The sequence below is a fragment of the Xylanimonas sp. McL0601 genome, from assembly GCF_049852175.1.
Classification (GTDB): domain Bacteria; phylum Actinomycetota; class Actinomycetes; order Actinomycetales; family Cellulomonadaceae; genus Xylanimonas.
In genome coordinates this window covers 227,084-241,042 of record NZ_CP187527.1, presented here as the reverse complement: position 1 = coordinate 241,042, position 13,959 = coordinate 227,084, and the positions used below count along the sequence as shown (strand labels likewise).

14 protein-coding genes are annotated in these 13,959 nt (G+C 69.1%); 6 read left to right on the top strand and 8 right to left on the bottom strand.

Features of this window, described 5'->3' with window-relative positions; all coding sequences use genetic code 11:
- Positions 1-19 precede the first annotated feature (19 nt).
- Complete coding sequence (locus ACO4JP_RS01105; protein ID WP_425955561.1) at positions 20-1,075, top strand: D-alanine--D-alanine ligase family protein; 1,056 nt, start codon at positions 20-22, stop codon at positions 1,073-1,075.
- A 112-nt stretch (positions 1,076-1,187) separates the two neighbouring features.
- Here the strand turns inward: ACO4JP_RS01105 and ACO4JP_RS01100 are convergent, their stop codons facing one another.
- From ACO4JP_RS01100 to rpmH, 8 genes are all read right to left on the bottom strand, one after another.
- Positions 1,188-2,432, bottom strand: a complete 1,245-nt coding sequence (locus ACO4JP_RS01100) for a ParB/RepB/Spo0J family partition protein (protein ID WP_425957028.1) — start codon at positions 2,430-2,432, stop codon at positions 1,188-1,190.
- A gap of 357 nt (positions 2,433-2,789) precedes the next feature.
- Positions 2,790-3,719: a ParA family protein gene (locus ACO4JP_RS01095; protein WP_425957027.1), complete on the bottom strand. Its 930-nt coding sequence runs from the start codon at positions 3,717-3,719 to the stop codon at positions 2,790-2,792.
- A gap of 622 nt (positions 3,720-4,341) precedes the next feature.
- Complete coding sequence (rsmG, locus tag ACO4JP_RS01090) at positions 4,342-5,049, bottom strand: 16S rRNA (guanine(527)-N(7))-methyltransferase RsmG (protein ID WP_425955560.1); 708 nt, start codon at positions 5,047-5,049, stop codon at positions 4,342-4,344.
- A 47-nt stretch (positions 5,050-5,096) separates the two neighbouring features.
- Positions 5,097-5,603 (bottom strand): protein jag, encoded by a 507-nt coding sequence (locus tag ACO4JP_RS01085; RefSeq protein WP_425955559.1) that lies wholly within the window; start codon positions 5,601-5,603, stop codon positions 5,097-5,099.
- A gap of 6 nt (positions 5,604-5,609) precedes the next feature.
- Positions 5,610-6,554 carry a membrane protein insertase YidC gene (gene yidC, locus ACO4JP_RS01080; protein ID WP_425955558.1) on the bottom strand — a complete coding sequence of 315 codons (945 nt, stop codon included), beginning with the start codon at positions 6,552-6,554 and terminating at the stop codon, positions 5,610-5,612.
- Positions 6,555-6,615: 61 nt separating this feature from the next.
- Entirely contained in the window at positions 6,616-6,945 is a 330-nt protein-coding gene (gene yidD / locus ACO4JP_RS01075; RefSeq protein WP_425955557.1) for a membrane protein insertion efficiency factor YidD, read from the bottom strand.
- Positions 6,942-7,319 (bottom strand): ribonuclease P protein component, encoded by a 378-nt coding sequence (gene rnpA / locus ACO4JP_RS01070; RefSeq protein WP_425955556.1) that lies wholly within the window; start codon positions 7,317-7,319, stop codon positions 6,942-6,944. The genes yidD and rnpA overlap by 4 nt, the downstream gene beginning before the upstream one ends.
- Positions 7,320-7,329: 10 nt before the next feature.
- Positions 7,330-7,467, bottom strand: a complete 138-nt coding sequence (gene rpmH / locus ACO4JP_RS01065; RefSeq protein WP_010849920.1) for a 50S ribosomal protein L34 — start codon at positions 7,465-7,467, stop codon at positions 7,330-7,332.
- A gap of 450 nt (positions 7,468-7,917) precedes the next feature.
- Here rpmH and dnaA point away from each other — a divergent pair, with 450 nt between their 5' ends.
- The 5 genes from dnaA to ACO4JP_RS01040 all read left to right on the top strand — a co-directional run bounded on the left by dnaA (position 7,918) and on the right by ACO4JP_RS01040 (position 13,875).
- Positions 7,918-9,330 (top strand): chromosomal replication initiator protein DnaA, encoded by a 1,413-nt coding sequence (dnaA, locus tag ACO4JP_RS01060; RefSeq protein ID WP_425955555.1) that lies wholly within the window; start codon positions 7,918-7,920, stop codon positions 9,328-9,330.
- Positions 9,331-9,843: 513 nt separating this feature from the next.
- Positions 9,844-10,977, top strand: coding sequence for a DNA polymerase III subunit beta (gene dnaN, locus ACO4JP_RS01055; protein WP_425955554.1), 1,134 nt, complete (start codon positions 9,844-9,846; stop codon positions 10,975-10,977).
- A gap of 70 nt (positions 10,978-11,047) precedes the next feature.
- Entirely contained in the window at positions 11,048-11,941 is an 894-nt protein-coding gene (gene gnd / locus ACO4JP_RS01050) for a phosphogluconate dehydrogenase (NAD(+)-dependent, decarboxylating) (RefSeq protein ID WP_425955553.1), read from the top strand.
- An 82-nt stretch (positions 11,942-12,023) separates the two neighbouring features.
- Positions 12,024-13,337, top strand: a complete 1,314-nt coding sequence (recF, locus tag ACO4JP_RS01045) for a DNA replication/repair protein RecF (RefSeq protein WP_425955552.1) — start codon at positions 12,024-12,026, stop codon at positions 13,335-13,337.
- Complete coding sequence (locus ACO4JP_RS01040; protein WP_425955551.1) at positions 13,327-13,875, top strand: DUF721 domain-containing protein; 549 nt, start codon at positions 13,327-13,329, stop codon at positions 13,873-13,875. Before recF ends, ACO4JP_RS01040 begins: the two co-directional genes overlap by 11 nt.
- Positions 13,876-13,959 lie beyond the last annotated feature (84 nt).

Here is a 13,959-nt window from a genome sequence, read left to right as displayed (position 1 = left end):
CCGAGCAGGTGAAGCGTTCATGACCTTCCCGATGCCGTCCACCCCCGGCCCCGCCGCCACCGCTGTACCCGACGTCGTCGCCCCGGGTCTCGGGGACGCGCCGGCGCGCGAGCGGGGCACCGCGCGCGGCGGACCCAGCGTCGTCGTGCTCGCCGGCGGGCTCTCCCACGAGCGCGACGTGTCGCTCCGTTCGGGCCGCCGTGTCGCCGAGGCGCTGCGTGCCGCGGGTGTCGACGTCGACGTTCACGACGTCGACTCGCATCTCCTCGCCTACCTCGACCAGCACCGCCCCGACGTCGTGTGGCCGTTGCTCCACGGCGCGGGCGGCGAGGACGGCTCGCTCCGCGACGTGCTCGAGCTGGCGGGAGTCCCCTACGTCGGCACCGGTCCGCGCGCCAGCCGGCTCGCCTGGGACAAACCGATCGCCAAGGAACGGCTGCTCGGCGCAGGTCTGGCCACGCCCGACTGGCTCACGCTCCCGCAGGAGCTGTTCCGCGACCTCGGCGCCCAGGGCGTTCTGACCATCGTCGTCGAGCGCTTCGGTCTTCCCGTGGTGGTCAAGCCGACCCGAGGCGGCTCGGCGCTCGGAGTCACCCGCGTCACCCGGCCGGAGGATCTAGCGCGCGCGATGGTCGATTGCTTTGCTTACGGGGGAAATGCCCTCATTGAGCGTGCCATCGACGGTGTCGAGCTTGCGGTCTCGGTGGTAGACGGCCCGGACGGCCCCGTCGCTCTGCCGGCGGTCGAGATCGTCGCCGAGGGCGGATACGACTACGACGCGCGTTACAACCCGGGCCGGGTGGAGTACTTCGTCCCGGCCCGCCTCACTCAGGACGAGGCGGACCGTGTCGCGAACGTCGCCGTCACCGCGCACCTGGCGCTTGACCTGCGGCATCTTTCGCGGACCGACCTCATCCTTCAGCAAGACGGCACCCCTCAGGTGCTCGAGGTCAACGTCGCACCGGGCATGACGGAGACCTCGCTGTTCCCGCAGGCAGCAACCGCTGCGGGTCATGATCTGGCCAAGCTCTACCGGCAGATCGTCGAGGCCGCCGCGGTGGTTCCGACGGCCTAGCCAGCGCCGGTGTTTCACGTGAAACACGGCGTGCCACGATCTGCTCGACCACGCCCGAGGGCCCCCGTTTCACGTGAAACGGGGGCCCTCGGCGCTTGCGGTCAGGAGTCGACTACGACTTCAGGAGTCCAGGATCCTCCGGCGCCATCACTGAGAGGATCCGGTTGAGGTCCTCGACAGACGCGAACTCGACCGTCAGCCGACCCTTCGACTTGCCAACCTGCACCTTGACCCGGGTCTCAAACAGGTCCGAAAGGCGGCCGGCCAGATCCTCGACCGCCACGCTTCGCTGCCCTGCACGCGGCGCACGTCGGCGGTTGTCTTCGCCACCGGACGCGATCAGCGTGACGATCTCCTCGGTCGCCCGGACCGACAGACCCTCCGACACGATCCTCTGCGCGAGCCGTTCGATCTCCGCGCCGTCAGAGAGGCTGAGCAGGGCGCGCGCGTGCCCTGCCGACAGAATGCCCGCGGCGACACGTCGCTGCACCAGCGGAGGCAGTTTGAGCAGGCGCAGCGTGTTCGAGATCTGCGGGCGGCTCCGCGCGATCCGACTCGCGAGCTCCTCGTGCGTGCATCCGAAGTCGTCGAGCAGCTGCCGGTAGGCGGCTGCCTCCTCGAGCGGGTTCAGCTGGGCTCGGTGCAGGTTCTCGAGGAGAGCGTCGCGAAGCATGTCCGCGTCGTCGGTCTCGCGAATGATTGCGGGAATCGTGTCGAGGCCGGCGAGCTCAGTGGCGCGCCAGCGGCGCTCGCCCATGATCAGTTCGTACTGCCCGTCACTGTTCCGGTCGGGCCGCACAACGATCGGCTGGAGGACACCGATCTCCTTGATCGAGTCGACCAGCTCGTCGAGCTCGGCCTCATCGAAGACGGTGCGGGGCTGCCACGTGTTCGGCCTGATCGCCGCGACCGGAAGCTCGGCGAACCACGCACCCGGAACGGGCAACAGCTCGTCGGCAGCGATCAGCTCGTCGTCAAACAGGCGCACAGCATCGGGCGCCGTTTCACGTGAAACAGTGTCGGCGCCAAGCTGGGCGAAGGCTGCATCGACCGCAGCGTCTGTCGCTCCCCTGCTGGCAAGCGCGTCGTGGGGCACGCGCACCGAAGCGATCGGGGTCACCGTCGCGAGGCCATCGCCCGCCGGCGCGACAGGTCTAGTGACGACCCCGATCTCCGCAGGGTCGACTTCGCTCGCTGCCAGCACGGCCGTGCCAACGTCGTCCGAGTCGGGGAGGTCGGCCAGGGCGAGCGCGACGCGATCCGGCTCGTCGTCAGCGGTGGCCTCGTCCATGTTGCCCATCGCAAGTGCCGGACGAGCCGCCCCGCCGGTGCGGATCGCCAGCCGCCCGCTCGACATGGCCGCGTCCCACGACGTCGAGCGCGCACTCGAAGCTGCGCCCTTGCCCACGTCGTCGGCACTGCCGGCGTCGACCTCAGACGCGTCGCTCGACTGCCCGGCGTCCCGGGCGTCTGCCCTATCGACAGCAGGGAAGAAGACATCGACCGGACGCTCGCCCTCGGGACCTGAAGGAATCAGCGCGCCGAGTCCGCGCCCCAACCCCCGCTTCTTCTGAGCACTCATGGCCGCTCCTTCGTCTCGCTCCACAACTCTGTCAACCTCATCGTCGATCGCCTCCGGCGCCCTTCAAGGCCTCTCGGCCGACGGTCGGAACGCCTCGCGGGAACCCCGCTCGCGTGTGTCTTTCCCTCGAGGCTACGCGCGTTCCTGCAGGTCAGCGCGTTGAACGAACCGTTCGGACAGTTCGCGTGCAGCCTCAAGATAGGCAAGTGCACCCGTCGAGGTCGGGTCGTAGGTCATCACCGTCTGCCCGTGGCTGGGCGCTTCGGAGATGCGGACCGACCTTGGCACGCTCGTCTTGAGCGTCTGCGCCGGGAAGTGCGTCCGGACCTCCTCGGCGACCTGCTGTGCGAGGTTCGTGCGCCCGTCGTACATCGTCAGCAGGATGGTCGAGACCGTCAGTTCCGGATTGAGGTGCGCCTTGATGAGCTCGATCGTCTTCAGCAGCTGGCTCAAGCCCTCGAGCGCGTAGTACTCGCACTGGATCGGGATGAGCACTTCGCGACCAACGACAAAGGCATTCACGGTGAGCAGCCCGAGACTCGGAGGGCAATCGACGAGTACGTAGTCGATCCGCTCCTCGCCGTTCGCCACCCGATCGGCGAGGTACTGGTCGACCGCTCGGCGGAGTCGTGTTTCACGTGAAACCAGCGAGACAAGCTCGATCTCCGCCCCAGAGAGATCGATCGTGGCCGGCACGGCCCACAGGCCGGGGACGTCAGGGCAGGCCTGGACCGCGGATGCCAGCGGCGCGTCGTCGACGAGAACCTCGTAGATCGACTGCGTTCCGGCCCGGTGCTCGATCCCCAGAGCGGTCGACGCGTTGCCCTGCGGGTCGTTGTCAATGACGAGGACGTTCAGACCGGCCTGAGCGAGGCCGGCGGCCAGATTCACGGTTGTCGTCGTCTTGCCGACGCCACCCTTCTGGTTCGCCACCGTCAGGATGCGCGTGCGGTCCGGGCGCGGGAACCTTCGGCCTTGAAGGTCGATCCGACGACGAGCATCGAAAGCGAGCTGCGCAGCGAGTGGCGTCTCATCATCGACCACCGGAATGTTGTCGATCAGAGCGGCACGATGCCCGTCTCGGCTCTCCGCCCACTCCCCCGCAGTTTCGAGGTCGTTGGCCTCCGTGCGCGCGGGCACCGACGGCTCGCCGGGGTCGACCGCGCTGGCCTTCACGGACAGCGCGCCCACCGGCGTCGCTGGAACGACGGGTGCAGTCGGTGTCACCGTTCCAAATCCAGGCCAGCTCTGCGGCTCGCTGACCTCGGCGGCGCGAGAGTCGCGAGGGTCGCGAGGGTCGCGAGGGTCGCCGGGACCGTCTGTGGGGATCACGTCGGTCACGGGCTCGCCGTCGATCGCCTCTGACTGTCCGTCAGCGGCAGGGTGCGAGGTCACGCGATTCCACGGCCACCTGCGCTCCTCGGATCCCATGCTCTACGTCCTTCTCGTCGATGGCGATCTCGGCTGCGGGACCGTTCGTGCACGTCAGGGGCGCATCTACGGCGTTGCGCCACAGCCACGCGCACAGCCTACGGCCTCGCACCGGCGGCGCACGGGAATCCACTCCGCTGTGGACAGAGTCGCGACGCCACGGTGTTTCACGTGAAACACGGAAGGCCCTGCCATCGGGGCAGGGCCTTGCCGGGCTGTGTGGCGCGTGTCAGAACGCGGCGTCGCTGTGCGTCTAGCCGCGGCGGACCCGCAGAATCGTGGTGGGTTCCACCCCGTCGACCGTCGTCCCTGAGAGAATCTCTGGCTCGGTCGCCTTGAAGGATCGCAGGGTCTTCCGCGCAGGGTCGATCTCCTGAACGACGTTGCGGCCCTTCAGCACCACCATCTCGCCACCCTTGCGCAGCAACGGCATGCTCATGCGCGCAAGCTTCGCCAGGTTAGCCACAGCACGCGATGTCACCACGTCCGCCTCGAAGGCGCCGTGAAACTCCTCGGCGCGGCCCCGCTTGACCTGCACGTTGGAGAGACCGTAGCGATCCACAATCTCGTCGAGCCACGTCGTCCTGCGCTCCATCGGCTCGATCAGTGCCACCTCGAGACGAGGTCGCATCATCGCGACGACGATCCCGGGGAGACCGGCACCCGACCCGACGTCGACCAGGACGCCCGACTCCGGCAGGTACGGCACCACCGCGGCGGAGTTGAGCAGGTGTCGTTCCCACAGCCGGGAGACCTCACGCGGCCCTATCAGCCCGCGCAGCTCGCCTTGCTCGCGCAGGAGCTCGCCGAAACCCGCGACCTGGTCGTACGCCTCCGCGAAGTACGCCCGCACAGGAGCACTGTCGCCGAGCGCACGATCCGCCGCGTCGTCCACCACGCTGTCGGCATCGAGCCCGGCCTCGGCGCGCTGTGCCCTGCCGCGCACGTCCTCGTCACTCACCTCGCGATCACCGCCCGTCGTGTTTCACGTGAAACGTCGTCGCGACGTCACTCACTGGCGGGCTGGACCACGACATACCGCTGGGGCTCGACGCCCCGAGAGTCACTCGCCAGGCCTGCAGCGGCAACGACATCGTGCACGACCTTGCGCTCGAAAGCGTTCAGCGGGTCGAGCGCGACCTCCGAACCCGACTCCTTGACCTGAGCCACTGCCTTCTCGGCAATCTCAGTCAGCTCGGTACGGCGCTGCGCGCGAAAGCCTGCGACGTCCAGCATGAGCCGGCTTCGCTCGCCCGTCCGGGCCTGGACAGCGAGACGGGTGAGGTCCTGGAGGGCCTCGAGCACCTCACCGTCGCGCCCGACCAGGTGCTTCAGCGAGCCCTTGTCCTCGGCGACGATCTCGACGGCAGCGCGTCCGTGACGGACGTCGATGTCGATGTCACCGTCGAGGTCAGCAATGTCGAGCAGCTCCTCGAGGTAGTCGGCAGCGATCTCGCCCTCCTCCTCGAGCTGCGAGGTGCGGTCGAGCCCGTTTTCCGGCGTGGGGTTCGTCATGGCCGGTCAGCCCTTCTTCTTGCGGTTCTTGCGCTGCGGCTGCACGCGCTGGCCGGTTGCCTTCGGCCCCTCGAGCTCGGCGACTGCCTCGGGAGCGATCCCCTTCGCGGCGAGCTTGCGGGCCTTGCGCTCGTTGTAGAGGCGTTCGGCCTCCGAGCCCGGCGCCGGCATGCGCTTGATGGTGTAGTACTGCTGCCCCATCGACCACAGGTTGGTGACGGTCCAGTAGATGAGCACACCGACCGGGAAGTTCACGCCGGAGACCGCGAAGATCAGCGGGAGCACGTAGAGCATCATCTTCTGCGTGCTCGCCATCGGGCCCTCGAGCGCGGCCTTCGGCATGTTCTTCATCGTGAGCTGGCGCTGCGTCGTGAACGTCGTCACGGACATCGCGGCGATGAGCACGATGATGACGATGCGAGCCTGGAGGCTGTCGGTCTGGAGGAAGACCTCTGAGAGGCGCGCACCGAAGAACGTCGAGTTCTCGATGTCGTGCGCGACCCTCTGGTCGATCGGCCCGATGGCCGAGAGATCGCCCGACGAGATCTTGCCCAGACTGTTGAGCACGCGGAACAGCGCGAAGAAGATCGGTGACTGCAGCAGGATCGGGAGGCAGGACGCGAACGGGTTCGTCCCGTGCTTCTTGTAGAGGTCCATCGTCTCGCGGGTCATCGCCTCGCGAGACGCCGGGTCCGTCTTCCCCTTGTACTTCTTCTGCACCGCCTGCAGCTCGGGCTGCATGAGCTGCATGCCGCGCGAGGCCTTGATCTGCTTGACGAAGAGCGGGATCAGCGCGACCCGGATGACCACGGTCAGCATGACGATGGCGATCACCCACGCGCCGCCGGGGCCCTCGCCGAACCCGAGGTTCGCGAAGACCCAGTGGGCCCCGGTCATGATCCAGGCAACTACCCACTCGATGGGGTAGAGCAGTGTGAATAGCCCGTCCATAACGGTCGTGTCTCCTTGGGCTCGTCAGAAATCTGGGGACCCGGGGCGCGGGCCGGGGGGTTCAGTGCTGGTGCGCGTGCGTCGCTGCGTCAGCCTGGGCGCCTGCTGCGGCCGCGACGTCGTCCCTGGTCAGGGTGTGTCGGCGCGGTCTGGCGGGCGGGACGTCGTCCACGCCGCCGAGGCTCCACGGGTTGCAGCGCAGGATGCGCCAGAGCGCCAGCCCTGTCCCCCGCAGCGCACCGTGCGTGCGGATCGCCTGGACGGCGTAGTGGGAGCAGGACGGGTAGTACTTGCAGGTCGGCCCGGTCATCGGGGAGATCACGACCTGGTAGACGCGGATCATCCCCACCAGCACGCTGGCGGGGATGCCACGAAGACTCTCGAGCTTCATGCCGGCCTCATCGACGTCGCCCGATGGGCGGCCTTCTCGAGCGCGGCGTCGACGTCGCGTCCGAGCTCGGCGAACGTCGCCGTCGACGACGCCGGCAATGCGCGCACGACGGCGCGCGAACGCTCAGGGAACGAAGGGCTTCCGGGCTCAGCAACGAGGGATCGCACGATCTCGCGGAGTCGGCGCTTCACCAGGTTTCGCTGCACGGCGTTTCCCACAGCCTTGGATACGACAAAACCGACCTGTGGTGCGGCAGCCCCCTCGTTGTCCACAAGGAGATGCACCACCACGGTCGATCGTCCAGCACGCGCGCCCCGGCGCACCGTCCGCCCGAACTCGGCGGGACGACGCAACCGGTGCGTCGAGGGCAGCACGTGAGGGTCGTCAGGCAGACAGCTCGGCGCGGCCCTTGCGGCGGCGCGCAGCGAGGATTGCGCGGCCGGCGCGGGTGCGCATGCGCAGCCGGAAGCCGTGGGTCTTCGCGCGACGACGGTTGTTCGGCTGGAAGGTCCGCTTGCTCACGAGATGCTCCTGATGACGTCGGGTCGGGGCATGCCGCCCGACGGGGGTCGACGATGCTGGTCCAGGCCGGGTGCCCGGACCTGGTGTCCGGACGGAGGACCGACCGTACCGCTCCAGGAACCACGCCTCGGGAAGTAGGCGCGCAAAAATACCCGGAACGGCTGTCCAACGCTACGTGGCGCGACCCTCGGTGGTCAAACCCCACGGTGCCCGCACGCAGGAGACTCTCACCACACGGTCCGCCCGTTGAACGAATACGTGGCTTCCCACAACACGCTCCACAGGTTCCACAGGTTGTGGAGAACATTGTGGACAGTGGGTATGTGCGGCGGCTCGCGGCGTGACACACTCCCAGTTCTCACCTCTCATGCGCAACTCGAGGCCTGCTCGTGCGCACGGGGGCACGAGCAGGCTCACGAGACACGAATACGCGAGAGAAGGAGCGCCCCGGTGCCGGACGAGGACATCAACAAGGTCTGGTCGCAGACGCTCGACGTGCTCGAGCAGCGGCCCGACATGACCGCGCGCCAGCTTGCGTTCGTCCGCCTCGCGAAGCCCATGGCGGTGGTCAACGGCACCGCGTTCATCGCCGTCCCGCACGAGCAGACTCGCACCTACCTCGAGACCAGCGTGCGTGATCAGCTCATCTCCGCGATGTCGTCGGTGCTCGGCTATGACGTGCGCTTCGGGATCACCGTGGACCCGGAGCTCAGCGCGGAGAGCCTCACCGGCCCGACGCAGGACTACATCGAGCCGGAGGACGAGGACGACACTCCGGCCGTCCAGCCAGTCCTGAACCTGCCGCCGTCGCCGCGCCCGTCGGCCGAGCCGACGCGGCTCAACCCGCGCTACGTCTTCGAGAGCTTCGTCATCGGGTCGTCCAACCGGTTCGCGCACGCGGCGGCAGTCGCCGTCGCCGAGGCGCCGGCCAAGGCGTACAACCCGCTCTTCATCTACGGCGACTCGGGCCTGGGGAAGACCCACCTGCTGCATGCCATCGGGCACTACGCCCACAACCTCTATCCACACGTCCGCGTGCGGTACGTGAACTCCGAGGAGTTCACCAACGACTTCATCAACAGCATCGGCGACAACAAGCAGGGTGCGTTCCAGCGGCGGTACCGCGACGTCGACGTCCTGCTCATCGACGACATCCAGTTCCTGCAGGGCAAGGAACAGACGATGGAGGAGTTCTTCCACACGTTCAACGCGCTGCACAACGCCAACAAGCAGGTCGTGATCACGTCCGACGTCCCGCCCAAGCAGCTCAACGGGTTCGAGGACCGGCTGCGCTCCCGGTTCGAGTGGGGCCTCATCACGGACGTCCAGCCGCCCGACCTCGAGACCCGTATCGCGATCCTCCGCAAGAAGGCCGCGAGCGAGAAGCTCGACGTGCCGCAGGACGTGCTCAGCTACATCGGGTCGCGCATCTCGACCAACATCCGCGAGCTCGAGGGCGCCCTGATCCGCGTGACGGCGTTCGCGAACCTCAACCGCCAGCTGGTCGACCTTCCGCTCGCCGAGATCGTCCTGCGCGACCTGATCATCGACGACGACCCCGCCGAGGTCACGCCGGCCATGGTCATCGCCCAGACGGCCGCGTACTTCGGGCTGACGATCGAGGACCTGTGCGGCAGCTCGCGCTCCCGCGTCCTCGTCACTGCCCGGCAGATCGCGATGTACCTGTGCCGGGAGCTGACCGACCTCTCGCTGCCGAAGATCGGCCAGCAGTTCGGCGGCCGCGACCACACGACGGTCATGCACGCCAACAAGAAGATCGCCGGCCAGATGGCGGAGCGTCGCTCGACCTACAACCAGGTGACCGAGCTGACGAGCCGCATCCGGCAGCAGCACCGCGGCTAGAGCTCCCCGAGCCGTCCACAGCCCTCGCCGCGCGAGGGGCCCTGAGCGACGCCGTCGGCGTACAAGTTCTACCCACAGGTGTGGACAAGCATGTGGACACACAGTCGCCCTGGTCGCAGTGCATCCATGCACAGCTGTGGATAAACCTGTGGACAGGTGTGGACGAGCGGCCCTCCCTTTGTGGATCCAGGGCCCTCGATCGGTGGATGGCTGTGGGGGACGAAACGCACATCCACACCGCCTCGCAGTTCACCCACAGCCGCACCCCCAGCTCGTCCACACGGGAAATGTGCGTCTGACCTGCAGGAACACAGGATTTCCCCAAGATCCACAAGTGCTACTACTACGACGACTGATCTCGAAGAAGGAATCCACCTCGCCTTCATCGGGCGACAGGCCGACCCGAGCAGCACCCTGACGACGACGCCATGAACAGACGGGCATTCCCACGTGCCGCGGAGCGCGTGACTCGCGTAGGGTGCGACTACGACTAGCCATGAGCGAAGGAGTGGGATGAAGTTCCGGGTCGACCGTGACGTCCTGGCAGATGCCGTGACCTGGACCGCGCGTACGCTTCCCACGCGCCCGCCCGCACCCGTGCTCGCCGGCGTCCGCATCGAGGCGGACCCCACCGGCGTCATCAGCCTGTCGAGCTTTGACTACGAGGTGTCGGCACGCTCGGAGATCCCGGCCGAGGTCGCCGAGCCCGGCACGGTGCTGGTCTCGGGGCGCCTCCTGGCCGACATCGCGCGCGCTCTCCCCCACAAGCCTGTGGACGTCACGCTCGACGGCACCAAGGTGGTCGTCACCTGTGGAGCCTCACGCTTCACGCTCCTCACCATGCCGGTGGAGGATTACCCGACGCTGCCGCAGATGCCCGAGCTGAGCGGCACCGTCTCGGGCGACGCGCTCACCCACGCGGTCGCGCAGGTGTCCGTGGCGGCAAGCCGCGACGAGACCCTGCCGCTCCTGACGGGCGTCCGGATGGAGATCGAGGGCGAGCGCATCACGATGCTCTCGACGGACCGCTACCGCCTCGCGCTGCGCGAGCTGACATGGACCCCGTCCACGCCGGGCTTCTCCGCCGTCGCCCTCGTCAAGGCGAAGACGCTCACCGATGTCGCCAAGTCGCTCGGCGCCGGTGGCGGGCTCGTCAACATCGGGTTGTCCACAGGCTCGGGCCTGGACCTCATCGGCTTCGAGGCCGGCGGCCGCCATACGACGTCGCAGCTCGTCGACGGCGACTACCCCGCCGTCCGCCGCCTGTTCCCGGATGCGACGCCGATCCACGCCGTCGTGCCCACGCAGGCGCTGATCGACGCCGCGCGCCGCGTCGCGCTCGTGGCCGAGCGCAACACGCCCATCCGCCTCTCGTTCACCGAGGGGCAGGTCGTGCTCGACGCCGGGCAGGGCGACGACGCGCAGGCGTCGGAGGCGCTCGAGGCCGTGCTGGTCGGCGAGGACATCACCGTGGCGTTCAACCCGCAGTTCCTGCTCGACGGCCTGACGGCGCTGGGAACAGACTTCGTGCGCCTGTCGTTCACGCACCCGAACAAGCCCGTCGAGTTCACCGGCCAGGGGTCCCTGGACGGCGAGGACTCGGCCGACTACCGGTACCTGCTGGTCCCCATCCGCTTCGCCGGCTGACCGGCGGCACCGCCGGTCCCGGCCGGTGGCGTGTTCGCTCTACCACTCTGTTCTCATCCAAGGAGCAAGCATGGTCAGCCACATCGGTCTTGTCGGTCTCGGCAAGATGGGCCACAACATGCGCGCCCGTCTCCGCCAGGGCGGCATCGAGGTCACGGGCTACGACCCGCGGCCCGACGTGACCGACGTCCCGACGCTCGCGGCGCTGGTCGAGGCGCTGCCGGCCGGCAAGCGCGTGGTCTGGGTCATGGTCCCCGCTGGTGAGCCGACGCGCGGCGTCCTCGCCGAGCTCGGCAAGGTCCTGACCGAGGGCGACATCGTCGTCGAGGGCGGCAACTCGCACTACGTCGAGGACCAGGAGCGGGCCGCCGAGCTCGCCGAGAAGGGTGTCGGCTACGTCGACGTCGGGGTCTCGGGCGGCGTGTGGGGCCTCGATAACGGCTACGGCCTCATGGCCGGAGGCTCGGCCGAGGACATCGAGACGCTCATGCCCGTGTTCGACGCGCTGCGTCCCGAGGGTCCGCGCGAGGAGGGCTTCGTGCACGCTGGCCCCGTCGGCGCAGGCCACTTCGCCAAGATGGTCCACAACGGCATCGAGTACGGCCTCATGCAGGCATACGCCGAGGGCTATGAGCTCCTCGCGGCCAAGGACCTCATCACCGACGTCCACGGCACCTTCAAGGCCTGGCAGCGCGGCACCGTGGTGCGGTCCTGGCTGCTCGACCTCATGGTCCGCGCGCTCGAGGACGACCCCAAGCTCGCGAAGCTCGACGACTGGGTCGAGGACTCGGGCGAGGGCCGCTGGACCGTCGACGAGGCGATCGGCGCGGCCGTCCCGCTTCCCGTCATCTCGGCGGCGCTGTTCGCGCGCTTCGCCTCCCGCCAGGAGGCTTCGCCCGCGATGAAGGCCGTGGCCGCGCTGCGCCAGCAGTTCGGCGGTCACGCGGTCAAGTCCGCGGGGTGACCCGCCACGGTGGTTGAGCCTGTCGAGACCACCCCTGCTGCGCGGAGGGTGGTTCCGACAGGCTGAACCACCGAGAGGGCCCATGTACGTCTCCCACTTGTCGCTCCTGGACTTCCGCTCGTACGCCTCCGTCGACGTCGAGCTGGAGCCGGGACCGAACGCGTTCGTGGGGCGCAACGGACAGGGCAAGACGAACCTCGTCGAGGCGATCGCCTACGTGGCGACGCTCGGTTCGCACCGCGTCGCGAGCGACTCCCCGCTCGTCCGCGCCGGCGCCGAGCGCGCGGTCGTCCGCACGCGCATCGTCCGCGGGGATCGTGCCTCGACTGTCGAGCTCGAGATCACGCCCGGTCGCGCCAACCGCGCCCGCATCAACCGCGGCCAGCTGGGCCGCGCACGGGACGTCCTGGGGATCCTTCGCACCGTCCTCTTTGCCCCGGAAGACCTGACGCTGGTCAAGGGCGACCCCGACGGCCGCCGTCGGCTTCTCGACCAGCTCGTCGTGCAGCTCCTCCCGCGCGCCGCGGGGCTGCTCAGCGACTACGAGCGTGTGATCCGCCAGCGCTCCGCGCTGCTGAAGTCCCTGCGTGGGCTCAAGGCTTCGGGGCGTAGCGCCGACCTGTCGACCCTTGAGGTCTGGGACGCCAAGGCCGCCCAGCTCGGCGGCCAGATCCTCGCCATGCGGCTCCAGCTGGTCCAGGCGCTGCGCCCCCACGTCCACGCGGCGTACGCGCAGGTCAGCGACTCCGACGGCGACGCGGAGCTCGGCTACCGGGCGAGCCTGGACGCGTTCGCGCCCGACGACGCAGACACGGTGGGCTCCGCCGCGTCCGCTGCGGGAGCAGGCCTGCTGCCGGCTGACCCGGCGGCTCCGGCGCCGACGGCGGCCGAGCTCGAGAAGGCGCTGCTCGACGGCATGGCCGCTGCGCATTCTCGCGAGGTCGAGCGCGGGATGAGCCTCGTCGGTCCGCACCGCGACGATCTCGTCCTTACGCTCGGCGGTCTCCCGGCGAAGGGGTACGCCAGCCATGGCGAGTCGTGGTCGTTCGCGCTCGCGCTCCGGCTGGCGTCCTACCACCTGCTGGGCGGGGACGCGCCCACCCCGCCGATCGCGCCGGCCGGGACCACAGCCGACCACGTGGGCTCGGCCCCGACAGACCGGCAAGCGTCGACGGCACGCTTCTGGACCGACGACTTCGGCCCCGACGCCGACCCCGTGCTCATCCTCGACGACGTGTTCGCCGAGCTCGACGTCCGCCGTCGCGAGCGCTTGGCGGAGCTCGTGGCCCCAGCCCGTCAGGTGCTCGTCACGGCGGCCGTCCCCGGCGACGTCCCCCCGGGCCTCCTCGCCACGCGCTTCGAGGTATCCACAGGTCAGGTGTCCCGTGCGTCCTGACCCCGAAGCGACCGCGGCGCCCGACCCGGACGAGGTCCCGATCAGGCCACCGGCAGAGGTCGCCCGCGAGGCCCTCAACCGTGCCCGCGCGGCCGCCCGTGCCAAGGGTCTGCGTCCCGGCTCCCCGGCGCGCCGATCACCGCTTGTCGAGCCGCGCACCTCGGGTTCGGGCCCGAGCGCGCGCGACCCCCAGATGCTCTCCGACGTCGTCGGCCGGCTGCTGCGCGACAAGGGCTGGCGTGCGGAGGTCTCGGTGGGCGGGGTCATGGGTCGCTGGCGCGAGGTCGTCGGTGAGCAGATCGCGGACCACTGCACGCCCGAGACCTTCGAGGACAAGGTGCTCGTGGTGCGTGCCAGCTCGACGGCCTGGGCCACGCAGGTGCGCCTGCTCGCGCCCACGCTGCTGCGCCGGCTCGCCGAGGAGGTCGGCGAGGGCGTGGTCGAGGAGGTCAAGGTGCTGGGGCCGGCCGGGCCGGGCTTCGGCAAGGGCCCGCGCTCGGTACGCGGCGGACGGGGGCCGCGGGACACCTGGGGCTGACGGCCTTGGCATCGGCCAGTCCGGCTGCTGCCACTGGCACGCCGCCGCATCGACGACCGAGGACGGGCACCTGAACCAGGTGCC